Here is a 14,459-nt window from a genome sequence, read left to right as displayed (position 1 = left end):
TAAATTCGGGCCATGCGCGAAACTGACATCGACCCTTACGAAAACACCCCCCGCGACGCCGTGGTCACGGCCAACGACTATGCCGACGGCCAGCACTTTGCGTTGCATACCCATCGGCGCGGGCAATTCGCCTACGCCGCCTGCGGCGTGATCACCGTCTTCACCCAACAGGGCAACTGGGTGGTGCCACCCCACCGTGCCATCTGGGTCCCGGCGGGCGTGCCCCACGAAATGAGCATGAGCGGCCCGGTGACCATGCTCAACACCTACATCCGCACCCACGCCGCAACCCGCCTCAACCTGCCCGCGCAGTGCCAGGTGTTCGGCGTATCAACGCTGCTGCGCGAACTGCTGAGCCGCGCCATCGATGTACCGGCGCTGTACGAAAAGGACCATCTGCACGGCCGCCTGATGACCCTGCTGCTCGACGAAATAGCCGACATGCGCCCCCTGTCACTCAACGCCCCACTTCCCAACGACCCCCGGCTGGCCGACATCTGCCGCCACCTGCTGGAACAGCCATCACTGGAAACCAGCATCGACGACATGACCCAACGCCTCGGCATGAGCCGCCGCACCTTCACCCGCTTGTTTCGCCAGCAGACGGGCATCAGCTTTGTGGAATGGCGCCAGCAAGCGTGCCTGTTGGCGGCGGTGGTCAGATTGGGGAATGGGGAGTCGGTGACACGGGTGGCGATTGATTTGGGGTATAGCAGCTCGAGTGCGTTTACGAGTGTCTTCAGGCGGGTGTTGGGGGAGGTGCCGAGTCGGTATTTTGCGAAGAACGTGCCTTGAGGTATCACGCCTGTTAAGCGCGACAATACCGTGCGCAAGCAGGGTATTGTCGTTTTCAACGGCTGCGCCTTACATGCTCCACCTCATGGTCACCGCCACGTTACGTGGGTCGCCAAAGAGGTTCGCGCCGGCAGGGTTACTGATGCTTTGGTAGTAGCGCTTGTCGAACACGTTGTTGAGGTTGGCTTGTACCTTGAGGTTTTTGTTCACGTTGTAGCCAGTCATCAGGTCGAAGATGCTGTAGCCGCCCTGAGTAACGCCGAACGAGGTATAGGTGCTGCTCTGGCTGCGCAATGAACCGCCAATGGACCATTTTTCCAGGTCGCCCGGCAGTTGGTAAGTGGTGGACAGTTTGAGCAAGTTGTACGGCGTGTCGCTGTCGAAGCGGCCGCTGCCGCCCTTGACGTTCTTGGCGGCGGCATAGGTGTAGCCGGCCGAGGCCTGCCAGCCACGAGCGAGCATGCCCTGCAGCTCCATGTCGACACCTTTGGTCTGCACTTCACCGGATGCTACCGAGCAAGACGCGACCCCCGGCAAGCACGTGTCCAGGCTTTGGGCGCGGTTCTCCTGAGTCAGCTGGAAATAGGCCACGCTGGCGTTCAAGGCACCCTCGAAGTATTCGCCTTTGATCCCGACCTCACGGTTGGTGCCCGTGACTGGCGGCAGCAGGCTGCCGTAGTAATTCACGTTGGCCTGGGGCTGGAAGATTTTTGTCCAACTGGTGTACACCGAGTAGGTGTCGTTGATGTCGTAGATCAGGCCGGCATAGGGGGTGTATTCGCGCGTATCCTTGTAGTCGGCGCCGAACGTGTATTCACCGGAAATAGTGTTCTGTTCGTACTCGTACCAATCCAGGCGTGAGCCGAGGATCAGTTTCAAGTCATCGCGCAGGTGCAAGCGCGTGGTGGCGTAGGTGCTGTACTGATCGACCTGGCCTTTGCGCGACCAGTTGTAGTTGATGGTGGGTTTATCCACGCCGTGATAGTCGAAATTGGACGGGTCGAGCACGACGTTCGGGTCGTTGAGGAAGCCGCCGCCGGGACCATCGTCGGTGTTATCGGTGCGATAGCTGGCGCCAAGCACCAGTTCGTGGGTGGCGCCGAAGAGGATGAAGGGCCCGGAAACGTAGCCGTCGACGCTTTTTTGCGTGTGTTGGTAGGTGTATCGGCCCACGTTCAGGTTCAGTTGGTCGGCTGCGGGGTCCAGTCGGTAGAAACTGGTGCCGAGCATGTCCAGGTCGCCTCGCAACCAGGTGGTGTTCAGGCGCAGTTTCCAGTCGTTGTCAAAACGGTGTTCGAGTTCGGCAAAGGCACTGGTGTTTTTCTTGTTCCAGTAGGTCCACTTCGGGCTCATGCGCGTCGAGCGGGAGATGGGCAGGAACGTGCCATTGGCTTTGGTTGGTATGCCCGACCAGTCGGCCCCTGGGTTGTCTTCGCGGTTGTAGTACGCGCCCAGGGTCAGGGTAGTGGCTTCGCTCAGGTCAAATTCAGTGATGCCGTACAGCAACTGGCGCTTGCTGCTGTAGCCATCGGTAAAGCTGTCTTTGTCCTGAAAGGCGCCGACCACACGCCCCCTGATCGAGCCGCTGGAATTGAGTGCGCTGCTGGCATCGAGTTCGGTGCGGTAGTTGTCCCACGAACCGGCACCTACGGTCACCGATACTTGTGGCTCGACGGTCGGGCGTTTGCGGATCAGGTTGAGCGTGCCGGACGGGTTGCCGGCACCGATCATCAGGCCCGACGCACCGCGCACCACCTCGACCCGGTCGAACATCGCCATTGTCGAGGTGCCGAGAGTGTCGGTGTCATATGCCACGGGTAGGCCATCGATCATGATGTTGTCGATGGCCGAGCCACGCGAGTAGAACTGCGGGCGTTCGCCGCCGGTCTTGCGCATGGTCAGGCCCGGGGTGTAGGTCGAAATGTCCTCCAGGGACTGCATGTTCTGATCATCCATGCGCTGGCGGGTGATGACCGTTACTGACTGCGGCGTCTCGCGCATCGAGGTGGCCAGTTTGGTCGCGGTGCTCATGGAACCTGTGGTGTAGGAACCGGTACCTTCGGTCGTTGCGTCCAGGCTCTGCCCTGAGATGCTGGTTGTGCCGAGTAGCACCGCTGATTCGTTATTGCCAGCAATTAACACAAAGCCCCCGTTGCGTTGGCGTTGCGCCAGTAATCCGCTGTTTGCCAACAGGCGCGATAACCCCTCCTCGATGCTGTAGGTGCCAGTAAGGCCCGCGGTAGAAAGGCGGCGTGTTTGCTCGGTGTCGAATGAAATAGTGACCCCCGCTTGCACCCCAAACCGGGTCAGGGCGCTACCCAGCGGGCCTGCAGGAATCTGGTAAGCCTTTAGGCTCTGGGCCAGCACCGGCAGCGGCATCAGTGCCAAACCCGGCAACCCGGCGAGGGACATGCCAAATACTGCAAAGCGTATGGCGCGCGTTATCTTGGGAGTGACATTGAGGGGGAGCGGGAGCATTCGTTGATCCTTGCGTTGTCATGGCAGAAACCCGCTGTTATCGCGGCTTATGTCATTGACGGATGAGAATCAAAATCAGCAAGGTCGTTGGGCAAGAATCAGCACCAGGGGATTATGCCGGCTCGATGCTGACCCAATACCGGGTCAGATAGCTCACCTTAACGGGTAGGGTTTTGCTCAAGTTTTCCAACACCGTATCGGTGTCATCGATACGGAACGCGCCCGAGATACTCATACCCCGTACAGACGCGGCACAGCGCAATACGCCTGGACGATAGCGACCCAGCTCTTCGATAAAGTCTCCCAGGCGCCAGTCATCCACACTCAACATCCCCTGGACCCACGCAGTTGAGCCCGCGGGTAACGGGCGCACCTTGTGGACTTCATCGCGACTGAAAGTCACTTGCTGCCCGGCTTCCAGGCGCAGCGTCCGCTCGACATGCTGACTTGGGCATACCTGCACAGCCGATTGCAGTACGCCGACGAGTGTTTGCTCAGGCAATTGACGGACGCTGAACCGAGTACCCAGCGCGCGTACGCTGCCCTCGCCAGTTTGAACGATAAACGGACGCAGGGCGGGGTCTTTGGCGGTCTGAACCTCAATCTCACCACTGTATAGCTGGATCACGCGCTGTTTTGAGTCAAAGCGGACATCCAGGGCGGTGCCGGCATTCAGTTCCAGCTGCGAGCCATCGTCAAGCTGCAGCGTGCGACGCTCACGGGACCCGGTGCGTTGTTGAGCGAGCATCGAGCGGTACGGTATCTGGTCCGCCGCCATCCAAGTACAGCCGCCAGCGGCCACCAACATGCCAAGCAGTTTCAGAACATCACGGCGCTGTGTCTTCGCTGCGTCCAGGCTGGAGAGGGCGGCTCGCCTGGGCATCAACGCCCATTGCCGTTGAAGCGTTTCGACCCTTTCCCAGGCTTGCGAGTGCAGTGGGTCGGACGTTATCCAAGCCTGCCAGGCCTGGGTTCTGGCTTCATTGACCGTACCGTCATTGAGTTGCACGTACCAGGTAGCCGCAGCCTCGAGCGTCTTGAGATCCAGAGAGGAGGTCATCAACTGTCGACCAGCAACAGGCAACGGGTCATGGCACGAATCAAGTGATTTTTGACCGTCGTCACTGACACCTCGAATCGCTCAGCTGCTGCAACATAACTCAGCCCTTCCAGTTGCACGGCGAGAAAAATCTCCCGAGTCCTGGTGCCCAACTCATCGAGCAGGCTATCGACGGCAACCAGCATTTCGATGATCGACAACCGTATCTCTGGTGAGACATCCACAGGTTCTGGCCTTTGAGCCAGCGCGTGCAGATAAGCCTGCTCAATAGTGCGGCGGCGGGCCTTATCGATCAGAAGAGAACGCGCAATGGCACTGAGATAACCTCGAGGCTCGCGGATCGGCGCGTCATTGCGGGCCGTCATGACCCGCACAAACGTGTCCTGAGCCAGATCCGAAGCATCGGCGGCATTGCCCAGGCGGACTCGCAACCAGCCTTTCAGCCAGCTGTTGTGTTCGCTATACAGCTGATGAAGAGCTGATTGATCAAGCGCTGACATGAGCGTGCCACCGATGCGTAAATGGTAATCGCTCTCATTGTCGTGATGGCATGATTTTTATGCAAGAGACTTTTCTGCGCCAGGGAGGGAAAGGTGTGGACATTTTGTGGGGGGCACAAACCCGAACCCCAGAAACAACAAAGCCCCCACATTTCTGTGGGGGCTTTGTTTTGTATGGTGCGGCACCAGGAGTCGAAGCATAAGCTAACCACTTGTTTTTAAATAAGTTAATCTTAATTATTCGTGGTGCTACCTCATAAAATACCCGCAGCCTTCATTCGATCCTGGCACAGTCATTCGTAGCGCAGTCCTCGTAACCTCCATTCCTATACATAGTCAGAACAGCCCGAATTGGCTCGCTGAGTGGTAGTGGGCGTGATTCCTTTGACCGTTAAGTTGTGCGTTATGGGAGTAATTAGCCTTTATGCAGATCTTTTGCACGTCTGCGCATAAAGAAATAGACATTGATGGTGGCCCTTCAGTAGCATCAGCTCAAGACCTAAATTCAGGGATGAAATATGAGTATTGCAGATAAATTCAAAAGCTTTTTGGATAATATAAAAGTTTCTAACGATGAACAGATTAGCGATCGATATGGCGAAATCACGCTAGCGTTAAATAAAGAGTTTAGGGATTCCGATTCTAGTACAGCTAATAACCTTCGGGTCGGATCCTACGGTAGATGGACAGCCATTAAGGGCATTTCCGATTTAGATATGCTCTATATTATGCCCGCTGGAAAGTGGGACGATTATAAAAATGGTGGACAGTCTAAATTGTTACAGGATACAAAGAATGCTATAAAAGCCCGATATTCAAGGACTGATATTTTCGTAGATAGTCCCGTGGTGAGGGTGTTGTATACGAACTTCCATGTGGAGGTGCAGCCCGTATTTAAGCAAGATGATGGAAGTTATCTATATCCAGATACTAGAAATGGAGGAAGCTGGAAAACTACAAAGCCTCGTGAAGAAATGGATGCCATGAAGACGGTTAATGAAGATTATAATCGTAACCTCCGTCGACTTTGCAAAATGGTTAGAGCTTGGAAGAATAAACACGGTGTAGGGATGGGTGGGTTACTTATCGATACCCTCGCTCATAATTTTATCAAAGCGAATGATGACTACAAAGAAAAAAGCTATCTCTATTATGATTGGATGAGCAGGGATTTTTTTAAGTTTTTGGCAGATCAACCTGATAAAGAATATTACGCCGCTCTTGGAAGTGGACAGCGTGTTAAGGTTAAAGAGAAGTTTCAAAAGTCTGCAAACAAGGCCTATGAGTTATGCTTGAAGGCTATTGAAGATAACGGTAACGATACCGAAAATGCGAAATGGCAAAAAATTTATGGGCGCCAATTTCCTTCGGCTGTTGTTGTGGAGAAGGCCGAAGCTAGCACTTATAAACAAGATTATAAGCGTACAGAAGAGTTTGTCGAAAATAGTTATTCTGTTGATATTCGAAATAAACTTAGGATCGACTGTGAAGTAACGCAGAATGGGTATCGCCCAGACTCACTTCGTAATATGCTAATGAGGAGTTTTAAGCTAAGCCCGAAAAAGTCTTTGAAATTCAACATCGTGGAAAATGACACGGCGGGTGACTATGATGTGTATTGGAAAGTCTTGAATCGAGGCGATGAAGCTAAACGCAGAGATTGTGTTCGTGGGCAAGTTGTCCAAGATTCTGGTTTGGAGAAGATAGAGGAACATACTAATTTTTCTGGCGATCACATTGTAGAATGCTACATAGTCAAAAATAATGTCGTCGTTGCAAAGGATAGAATTCATGTCCCTATTGAGTGAGCAAATATGAATAAGGATGCTCTATTAAAAATAGTCGCCGACACCGGGTATAATGTTGGTTTCGGTGGAAGAAAGCATTGGGCAACATTCGACATAGTAGACAAGGTTCCAGGACTTATCAGCTTTTTCTCGATGGCTATTGGTATCTTTGCATTGGTTTGGGATGAGTTAGGGACAAAAATCCCTTCAGCGTCACTGCTAGTATTAGGTGTTATTGGCTTATACATTTCATTCTATGATCACAAGAAAAAAGATTATGAAATCACGGCGGTAAAGCTGACTCGTATATATGAGTCTTTAAGAGACTTGTACAGAGAAGTTGAAGGGCTAGCGGATGAACCTCTTATGCCTTACCGCGAAAGGCTTTCAGTGTTGAAAGACGAATATTATAATGCCGCCATTAGCAAACAGATTTTGTTTAGTGACTGGTATGCTCATTACAAATTCTTCTGGCAATATCAGATAGATTGGGTGGATGAGAAAAAGCATTTTCGGTTGTTGAGGGATAAAATACCACTGTCATTTATGTTTTGGTGTATGGTGGTAATAGTGATTTTATTGGTTGTGATATTTAGATCAAATCTGCTTTTGCTTCGTCTGAAACTTGGTGCGTAGGCAACTTAAATATCTATCGTGCTTTCTGCTGGTTATGCGAGTGCAGGCGTTATTTTCAGTGATAAAAACTGACTTAGATCTCGAGAGAATATGGACGGACTTACCTTTACATCAGAGCTCATCAAGGCTTTAGCTTGGCCCGCTGCAACAATTATTTTGGCATGTCTATTGCGGAAACCATTAGTGGGGCTTGTCCCGCTAATGAGAAAGCTTAAGTATAAAGAGCTTGAGCTTGAGTTTTCACAAGAGGTACTTGCCTTAAAGACTGAAGCATCACCTGTTCTTGATTCGCCACAAAAAGAGGATCTATCCGCTACCACCTCCAAAGCATTGGACTTGGTGTCCCTGTCTACGCGTGCGGCAATTATGGAGGCGTGGATTGATGTTGAAACAGCGGCAGTAGAGGTTGCAAGTTCATTTTGGAGTCAGTCGCCTAACGAGACAATGCGTAATCTACCCAATTTGGGAGAATACTTACATCAGTGCAAAGTAATCGATGATAAGCAGCTAAGTATATACAAAAAGCTTCAAAAGCTCCGCAATAAGGCAGCTCATGCGGAAGAGCTGAATTTAAGCGAGGAAGATGCAATGTCCTACGTCACCATGGCCTTCAATCTAGCTCGACATATCAAGAGTAATTAGTTGAAGGTGAAGAATGTAAGCTGGAATTTATTTTGTGGGTGGTCCAAAAAAATACGCTGCTCTGAAAGGTTAATAAAGGAGCTTTATTATGGCATTGGCAGAGTGGTTTAGTACGTTTTGCTACAATATTAGAACGCAGGATGCAGGAACTATTCCTAGTCGTTATAAGGCCATTACTCGCCGTCTAAACACTGAATTCTGGAATACTACGTCCGATGTTGCTCACGGACTTTATTTGGGGTCGTATGGGCGAAACACTGCGATCCAGGGCATCAGCGATCTGGATGTACTTTTTCAACTTCCATATTCAATTTATCAGCAGTACAACAACTATAATGGCAACGGTCAATCCTCTCTGCTCCAAGCGGTCAAAAAGTCCATCGAAAAAACATATTCAACTACAAGTATCAGAGGCGATGGCCAAGTCATACTTATCCCTTTTACTGATGGAATAACATTCGAAGTATTACCCGCGTTCATCAACGATGATGACAGCTACACCTACCCCGACGCGAACGGTGGGGGATGTTGGCGGGTTACGAATCCAAAGCCAGAGATTTCTGCAATAAGAACGAGAAATGCAGCCTGCAACGGAAATCTGGTCCTACTTTGTCGAATGATGCGGGCATGGAAACAAAAGTGGGACGTACCGATTAGTGGCTTGCTCGTTGATACGCTCGCTTATCAGTTTATTGATACGTGGCAGCATAAAGATAAATCATACTTGTATTACGATTTTATGTGTCGCGACTTTTTTTACTTTATGTCAAATCAAGATAGTCAAAAGGAGTATTGGAAAGCTCCCGGAAGCGGGCAGCACGTTTACGGCAAAGGATTATTTCAATGGAAAGCCACCAGGTGCTACAATCTTGCACGCGAGGCAATAGAACATGAAGTTGCTAGTCCAAAGCGTGAGTGGTCAGCAAAGCAAAAATGGAGAGAAATATTTGGAACCTCATTCCCAGACTAATGACTCTCTAGACTCAAGAGCCGTCCTAGAGGGACAATTACGCGAGTGCTATGGACGTGTTGTGTACTCTCATAAAACGCATGAGAAGTGTGCAGACATCCTCTTGGGTAGGCTTTCCAACATCAAGCTGTGGCAGATCATCCTATCGGCTGTAACAACCGGAGGCTTTGTCGCGGCGGCTTTGGGTGGCGGTGAGAATGCAGCGCTTGTTGGAATCGTTGTGTCTACAATACTGCTTATATTGAACGCCTACACAAAGAATTACGACTTAGGAGAGCTCGCTCAAAAGCATCGACAGGCAGGCGCTGATCTCTGGATTATCAGAGAAAGATATCTTTCTCTCATCACGGATTTACGAATGGGCGAGAAACCCATCGAAACTCTACAAAAGGTGAGAGATAGCCTGTTGGAGCAATTACATGCAGTTTACTCAGGTGCTCCAAGTACAACATATCAAGCATATAAGAAGGCGCAAGAAGCGTTGAAGAAACTCGAAGACATGACGTTTTCCGATGCGGAGATTGATGCATTTCTTCCGAAGGAACTTAAGAAGGGCTAACAATGGATGCGCAGCATATCTTGCCTCCCAGCATGGTTCAGACAGGGTGCAGGAAGCCTAGCTCAGTTGTTATTCATTGCGATGCCAAGGTTGTGCTAACTCTTCGACGGGTGGTTGAACTGCCACGGTTTTCCTAAGCGAAGAGTGATCAGGTTTACTGTAAGGCGGTAGTAATAGTTCGTCGGTTTGGCGTGCCGGTCCACGTGGCAGCTTAGAAACCACGCAAGGTGCTTTCGCTGCCAGGTCCAAGGATTATCCCGGTGCCATCGATCCGAGATCGCTTCTTGAATAGCGTTAGCTTGTCTAAGGTGGCGCCGGCGCGTGGTATGAGAGCCTGTCAGAATACCCGTTAGGAATAATTCCATATCGAATTCCTTGCTCATACTCGGCCCCCTATGTAAGCAGAAACCACGTCTATACGTCCGTGTCCCAGTTCGTGGCTGATTTGTTCTCTGGCCTCTTTATCGAGGTGTGGGTCAAGCTGGTAGCAGTTCCCACCGTAAATGGGCGCGGGATGATGGGTCATTTGCTCATAGCGTTCGCACGCATACGCGGCCCTCAGCTCGTGAAAGCCGCTTAGTCCGTGCGAATGGAGTATTGCCCGAGCAGGGCGAATGGAGTCGCGTATGAAGTTCCGGTAGCGATCGGTAGGGGCTAACAGGTTGCAGCTTCCGTCAGGCGAGGCTTGAAGGGCGAAGATGAGTGCATCACGAATGTGATCGCTCACTGTTATCCAGCGAGGGGCTGATGCGCCTGATCGACCACCTTTGGTGCCGTCCTGAATGTTGATCTTGCCGTACTGTTCGGCCTCACGCTTCAGGCGCGGAAGGTCGGCCAAAATGGCCTCACGTAAGCGCATGCCGGTGGCTCGCGCTAACTGAGCGATGGCCGCGGCACGCGGCTGCTGGTGTGCGCAAAGCACCTCTACGACCCTCTTCACATGTTCACGGTCTTGGCCTTGCGGCACCGAACGACGAACACTGGTGCGCCGCATTCCTAGCGCCTTGCTCGGACTCGGCACTTTCACATGCTGATCACCTCGAAGCGCTGCCAGGGTCCGGTTGACGCTGGACAATCGGTTTTGCGCAGTGGCGATGGCGAGTTCACCTTGTTCAACTTGCTGGCGCAGATGTTCGGCATAGTCCAACAAGGTCTTCCGATCAATTTGCCGCGCATCGTTAACCCTCGGCCCATCCTCCGAGCGACACCAGCGCACAAACGCCAGCCACCGATCACTGTGCGCCTTGACCGTGCCGTAATGCCCGCCGCCAAATAGATCTTTCAGCGCCTGCGGCCCGGCATAACTCAGTTGTCGCCCATAGCCAAAATTGCGTCCATCTCGCCTGCCCACCAGTGCCATGATCAAACTCCTCTCGAAGCCAAACCTTTAAAGCCAATCCCCACGTCATCCCGCCAAGGATGTTGAGTGTTATCAGGGATCAAGGTCCCTGCGACCTGTGGGGGTTGTCCACTAACGCGGGACTTGCGGCTCCTTACGACCGGGAGCTTGGGCATCTCATGATCTGACCTCCTGAGCACTTCCGAAGAAGTGGGCGGGTGGAGGTTGCACTGGCTGACGAGACCGGCGCCGCGAGATCCTGAGTCGGGTGAAGGCAGTGATGCGATGACCGGGGGCATGCCTGACTGTCAGTCAGGTGCAGTCCATTCCGTGGGCTGCGGCACCATCATCTGCATCGCTGTTGCTGGTGACTTCGGTGTTTGTCACGCCAATTGTCACGAGGGGGAATGCCGCAAAGCCTTGTACGAGGTGGGCTGCAGCAGCGGTAGGAGCGCCCGTCTCTTTCCGGGAGAAAGAGACGGGCGCAGGTTGGCGCACGGGAATGGCCAAGCGGATAGGTTGCTGCAGGGCAGCTATGAAAGGGGATGAGTTGCCGCAGTGGGCACACTGGAAAAAGTAGGCATCCATCACATCGCAGTGACCGTGCGAGCCGCCGGACGCTAATCGCACTTTGGGAGAACCACCACCGTGTGGCGTAGCCTTAAAGGTTCTGGCTACCTGGGTTGCTGTCGGCGACAGCGCTTTGCCCGATCTTTTCTACGCCTGTGGATAATTCGGGTCAAGACTCCAATTTTCGGGAGTTCTGCGGCTGTGGATGAAATTATCCACCGGTGGAAATCAGTGGTTTTCCACAGACAGCTGTATGGGCTTTAGATTTTTTAAGTGAGGTCCATCCAAACAGGGCGGCTTTGCCGCCCTGTTTGGATGGACCCGCGTGGACAAGCGGATCACTGAGATATAAAGACCGAGCGCTTACTCAGTTGCGCCACGTTTTGCTTTTAAGCGAGTGACGTTCGGTCCGGTCTGGTTCGCGAATTCGTGTGGAGTGACATGCTCCTGCCGGTTGGCCTCCAGGTACCGGCTCCACCAGTTCATGATCAGCCTGCGCTCCTCGATGAACTCGGCCTTGTGGATGTAAGCGGCGCGGACGTTGTTGCGCTCCTTGTGGCTCATCTGCCGTTCAATGGCTGTCTCCGACCACAATCCTGACTCGATCAGTGCGCTACAGGCCATCGAACGAAATCCATGCCCGCAGATATCGGTTTTGGTGTCGTATCCCATCGTCCGAAGCGCGTTGTTCACGGTATTTTCGGACATGGGTTTCCAGGGTTTGGCATCCCCTGCGAAGACCAGTGCGAATTTGCCTGTGAGTGCATGGATTTTTTCGAGTAGCGCCACTGCTTGCGGCGATAAGGGTACTAAATGGATATCCCCTGCCATCTTCGTACCCCTTGTGGAAAAGGGTACTCCTTCCAGCGCGGGGCGAGTGTCCGGTATCTCCCAGGTGCCGCGCTTGAGGTCGAACTCGCTCCAGCGTGCGAAACGCAGCTCGCTGGATCGTACAAACACATGCAGCGACAGCATCACCGTCAGACGGGTAAGTGCCCGGCCTTTATAGGTGTCGATCCGCTCCTGCAGTTCCGGCAGTCGCGATAAGGGTAGAGCGGGGCGATGCACCACCCGCGGGGCCTTGATCGAGCCTTCGAGGTCGTAAGCAGGGTTTATGGTGATAAGCCGGAGGCGCTTTGCCTCGCGCATGATGCTCTGCAGGTAGTTTTGTACCCTTAAAGCAACGTCGATCGTTCCGCGCTTCTTGATCGCTTCCAAGGGCTGCATAAGGTCATGGGTGTCGAGATCAACAATGGCGCGTGCGCCGATCAGCGGGAATACGTGGGTTTTGAGGCGGCTCATCACTGTCTTGGAGTGGCCTGGTGCCCACTTGGCCGACATTTCCGTGTGCCAGTCCAGCGCAACGCTTTCAAAGGTTCTGCCTTTGATCACGGCTTCCGCCTTGGCTTGGTGCTTGGTCTCTATGGGATCAACGCCATCTGCCAGCATTCGCTTGACTTCCAAGCGCTTGCGGCGCGCATCGGCGAGGCCAATGACGGGGTAGTTACCGAACGAGGTCAGTCCTTCGCGTCCGTCAGGTTTGACGTAACGGAGCCGCCAGCCTTTGCGGCCATTGGGTTGGACTAGAAGATAGAGGCCATCGCCGTCGAAAAGCTTGTAGGCGCGGACTGTAGGTTTTGCCAAGCGGCAAGCTGCGTCGGAGAGCGGAGCTGTGGTGCGCGACATAAGGGTACTCCCTTTTATCGAAGTGACCTGTATCCCAAACTCTACCCTTAAAACGGTTGGAATCCACCAGTTTCTGACGGAAACCGATGGAACCCCAAAACGAAAAAACCCGCCAGAAGGCGGGTTTTTCGGGGGTTTCAGAGATTTTGAAAGCCTTCTCTGGAACCTTGTATGGTGCCGGCACCAGGAGTCGAACCCGGGACCTACTGATTACAAGTCAGTTGCTCTACCAACTGAGCTATACCGGCGTGTTAGGGCGACGATTATAGCGATTGGAAAGGTTCTGTAAACCCCTGAATTCTGACTATTTTTCAGTGCGTGGTTTTTTCGCTGGCAGTCGCACGCTCCAGCGGTTTCACAAAGGGTGATGAGGGCCGATGGCGAGGCCTGAGGCTTGATACGCAGAAGGTATCAAACCGCCCCTTGATCAGTATTAAACAACGCCGTTGTTCATTGCTAAGTTGAGGGGGCACTCAATGAGGAAAAGCCAATGAACTTCGCAGGAAAAACCGCCGTTATCACCGGCGCAGGCCGTGGCTTGGGGTTTGTCTACGCACAAGCGTTGGCCCGGCGCGGGGCCAATGTGGTGATCAGTGATATCGGCGCCGATAACCTCGGTTCGGGAAGCGATGCCTCCATCGCCCTCGACGCGGCACGCCGCCTTGAGGCCGAGGGTTTGAGCGCGGTTGCTCATCAGGGGGATTTGTCCAGCGAGCAAGGCTGTCGGCAATTGGTCGAGACGGCCATCGCGGCGTTTGGGCAGCTCGACATCCTGATTCATAACGCCGGCTGGGTGGGTTATCAATCCATTGAGGAGGCGGACGCGGCGTTTATCGGGCGTGCGCTGGATATCAATCTCTATACGCCCATATGGCTGTGCAAACATGCCTGGAAACACCTCAAGCAATCCACCGCTGCGCGGGTGGTGCTGACGTCTTCTGATCGGGCGATGTACCAGCAATATGCCCAGCCCGGGCTGGTGGCCTATGCGGCGGGGAAGATGGCGCAGTTGGGCATCATGAATGCCTTGAGTATGGAAGGCGCAAACGCCGGGATTCTGGTGAATGCGGTGTCGCCGGTGGCCAAGACGCGCATGTGGGGCGTTGAGGGTGAGCCGGGCAATCTCAAGCCAGAGTGGGTAGCGCCGGGGGTGGTGTTTCTGGCGTCGGAGCGCTGCCAGGACACCGGCTATGTTCTGCGCGCCAGCAATGGTCAATTTACCGCGACGCGGTTTGTCGAGAATCCGGGGGTGGATTATCCCGTTGACCTGGCGCGGGTCGGGGCCTCCAGTGCCGAGCAGGTTGCGCAGCAGTGGGAGCGGATAAAGGATTGTCATTAAATTGACTTTTAACCGCTCGTCGAAATTGCTGCGCTAAAAAATACCAAAATAATGACACTCACCTACTCCTGTCACACACTGCTTGAACAACAAGTGCA

General features: G+C 53.2%; 12 protein-coding genes and 1 tRNA gene. 7 read left to right on the top strand and 6 right to left on the bottom strand.

From position 1 onward, the window contains the following. The first annotated feature begins 12 nt into the window (after positions 1 to 12). Positions 13 to 795, top strand: a complete 783-nt coding sequence (locus AC19YY_RS11060) for an AraC family transcriptional regulator (RefSeq protein ID WP_170042355.1) — start codon at positions 13 to 15, stop codon at positions 793 to 795. Positions 796 to 864: 69 nt separating this feature from the next. Here the strand turns inward: AC19YY_RS11060 and AC19YY_RS11055 are convergent, their stop codons facing one another. The 3 genes from AC19YY_RS11055 to AC19YY_RS11045 form a co-directional block, all read right to left on the bottom strand. Then, positions 865 to 3,273 carry a TonB-dependent siderophore receptor gene (locus tag AC19YY_RS11055; RefSeq protein ID WP_500604173.1) on the bottom strand — a complete coding sequence of 803 codons (2,409 nt, stop codon included), beginning with the start codon at positions 3,271 to 3,273 and terminating at the stop codon, positions 865 to 867. A 112-nt stretch (positions 3,274 to 3,385) separates the two neighbouring features. Further along, positions 3,386 to 4,333, bottom strand: a complete 948-nt coding sequence (locus tag AC19YY_RS11050) for a FecR domain-containing protein (protein ID WP_500604172.1) — start codon at positions 4,331 to 4,333, stop codon at positions 3,386 to 3,388. Continuing rightward, positions 4,333 to 4,833 (bottom strand): sigma-70 family RNA polymerase sigma factor, encoded by a 501-nt coding sequence (locus AC19YY_RS11045; RefSeq protein ID WP_169953863.1) that lies wholly within the window; start codon positions 4,831 to 4,833, stop codon positions 4,333 to 4,335. The genes AC19YY_RS11050 and AC19YY_RS11045 overlap by 1 nt, the downstream gene beginning before the upstream one ends. Positions 4,834 to 5,351: 518 nt before the next feature. Here AC19YY_RS11045 and AC19YY_RS11040 point away from each other — a divergent pair. The 5 genes from AC19YY_RS11040 (at position 5,352) to AC19YY_RS11020 (ending at position 9,427) form a co-directional block, all read left to right on the top strand. Continuing rightward, positions 5,352 to 6,641 carry an SMODS domain-containing nucleotidyltransferase gene (locus AC19YY_RS11040; protein ID WP_500604171.1) on the top strand — a complete coding sequence of 430 codons (1,290 nt, stop codon included), beginning with the start codon at positions 5,352 to 5,354 and terminating at the stop codon, positions 6,639 to 6,641. A 6-nt stretch (positions 6,642 to 6,647) separates the two neighbouring features. Next, positions 6,648 to 7,256: an SLATT domain-containing protein gene (locus AC19YY_RS11035; protein ID WP_058823369.1), complete on the top strand. Its 609-nt coding sequence runs from the start codon at positions 6,648 to 6,650 to the stop codon at positions 7,254 to 7,256. 90 nt (positions 7,257 to 7,346) lie between these two features. Beyond that, positions 7,347 to 7,898, top strand: coding sequence for a hypothetical protein (locus AC19YY_RS11030; RefSeq protein WP_058823368.1), 552 nt, complete (start codon positions 7,347 to 7,349; stop codon positions 7,896 to 7,898). A gap of 88 nt (positions 7,899 to 7,986) precedes the next feature. Further along, complete coding sequence (locus AC19YY_RS11025) at positions 7,987 to 8,868, top strand: SMODS domain-containing nucleotidyltransferase (RefSeq protein ID WP_465822174.1); 882 nt, start codon at positions 7,987 to 7,989, stop codon at positions 8,866 to 8,868. After that, complete coding sequence (locus AC19YY_RS11020) at positions 8,789 to 9,427, top strand: SLATT domain-containing protein (RefSeq protein ID WP_153004087.1); 639 nt, start codon at positions 8,789 to 8,791, stop codon at positions 9,425 to 9,427. Before AC19YY_RS11025 ends, AC19YY_RS11020 begins: the two co-directional genes overlap by 80 nt. A gap of 379 nt (positions 9,428 to 9,806) precedes the next feature. Here the strand turns inward: AC19YY_RS11020 and AC19YY_RS11015 are convergent, their stop codons facing one another. The 3 genes from AC19YY_RS11015 to AC19YY_RS11005 all read right to left on the bottom strand — a co-directional run bounded on the left by AC19YY_RS11015 (position 9,807) and on the right by AC19YY_RS11005 (position 13,270). Then, on the bottom strand, positions 9,807 to 10,787 hold the full coding sequence (locus AC19YY_RS11015) for an integrase domain-containing protein (RefSeq protein ID WP_500604170.1): 981 nt from the start codon (positions 10,785 to 10,787) through the stop codon (positions 9,807 to 9,809). A 912-nt stretch (positions 10,788 to 11,699) separates the two neighbouring features. Continuing rightward, the gene (locus AC19YY_RS11010) at positions 11,700 to 13,022 is read right to left on the bottom strand and encodes a tyrosine-type recombinase/integrase (protein WP_500604169.1); all 1,323 of its coding nucleotides are present in this window, start codon (positions 13,020 to 13,022) and stop codon (positions 11,700 to 11,702) included. A gap of 172 nt (positions 13,023 to 13,194) precedes the next feature. After that, positions 13,195 to 13,270 (bottom strand) — tRNA-Thr (locus tag AC19YY_RS11005). A 242-nt stretch (positions 13,271 to 13,512) separates the two neighbouring features. On the opposite strand from AC19YY_RS11005, the gene AC19YY_RS11000 reads away from it, so the two are divergent. After that, the gene (locus AC19YY_RS11000) at positions 13,513 to 14,361 is read left to right on the top strand and encodes an SDR family NAD(P)-dependent oxidoreductase (RefSeq protein ID WP_500604168.1); all 849 of its coding nucleotides are present in this window, start codon (positions 13,513 to 13,515) and stop codon (positions 14,359 to 14,361) included. Positions 14,362 to 14,459: the final 98 nt, after the last annotated feature.

This window comes from Pseudomonas sp. MF09156 (assembly GCF_059862305.1).
The sequence above is the reverse complement of the archived record's forward strand: the minus strand, read 5'-3'. Positions and strand labels throughout refer to the sequence as shown.

Coding starts and splice junctions, on each gene's coding strand:
- AC19YY_RS11040 (WP_500604171.1), top strand. CDS start 5,352: ATGAGTATTGCAGATAAATTCAAAAGCTTTTTGGATAATATAAAAGTT.
- AC19YY_RS11045 (WP_169953863.1), bottom strand. CDS start 4,833: ATGTCAGCGCTTGATCAATCAGCTCTTCATCAGCTGTATAGCGAACAC.
- AC19YY_RS11000 (WP_500604168.1), top strand. CDS start 13,513: ATGAACTTCGCAGGAAAAACCGCCGTTATCACCGGCGCAGGCCGTGGC.
- AC19YY_RS11020 (WP_153004087.1), top strand. CDS start 8,789: ATGAAGTTGCTAGTCCAAAGCGTGAGTGGTCAGCAAAGCAAAAATGGA.
- AC19YY_RS11035 (WP_058823369.1), top strand. CDS start 6,648: ATGAATAAGGATGCTCTATTAAAAATAGTCGCCGACACCGGGTATAAT.
- AC19YY_RS11030 (WP_058823368.1), top strand. CDS start 7,347: ATGGACGGACTTACCTTTACATCAGAGCTCATCAAGGCTTTAGCTTGG.
- AC19YY_RS11060 (WP_170042355.1), top strand. CDS start 13: ATGCGCGAAACTGACATCGACCCTTACGAAAACACCCCCCGCGACGCC.
- AC19YY_RS11025 (WP_465822174.1), top strand. CDS start 7,987: ATGGCATTGGCAGAGTGGTTTAGTACGTTTTGCTACAATATTAGAACG.
- AC19YY_RS11010 (WP_500604169.1), bottom strand. CDS start 13,022: ATGTCGCGCACCACAGCTCCGCTCTCCGACGCAGCTTGCCGCTTGGCA.
- AC19YY_RS11015 (WP_500604170.1), bottom strand. CDS start 10,787: ATGGCACTGGTGGGCAGGCGAGATGGACGCAATTTTGGCTATGGGCGA.
- AC19YY_RS11050 (WP_500604172.1), bottom strand. CDS start 4,333: ATGACCTCCTCTCTGGATCTCAAGACGCTCGAGGCTGCGGCTACCTGG.
- AC19YY_RS11055 (WP_500604173.1), bottom strand. CDS start 3,273: ATGCTCCCGCTCCCCCTCAATGTCACTCCCAAGATAACGCGCGCCATA.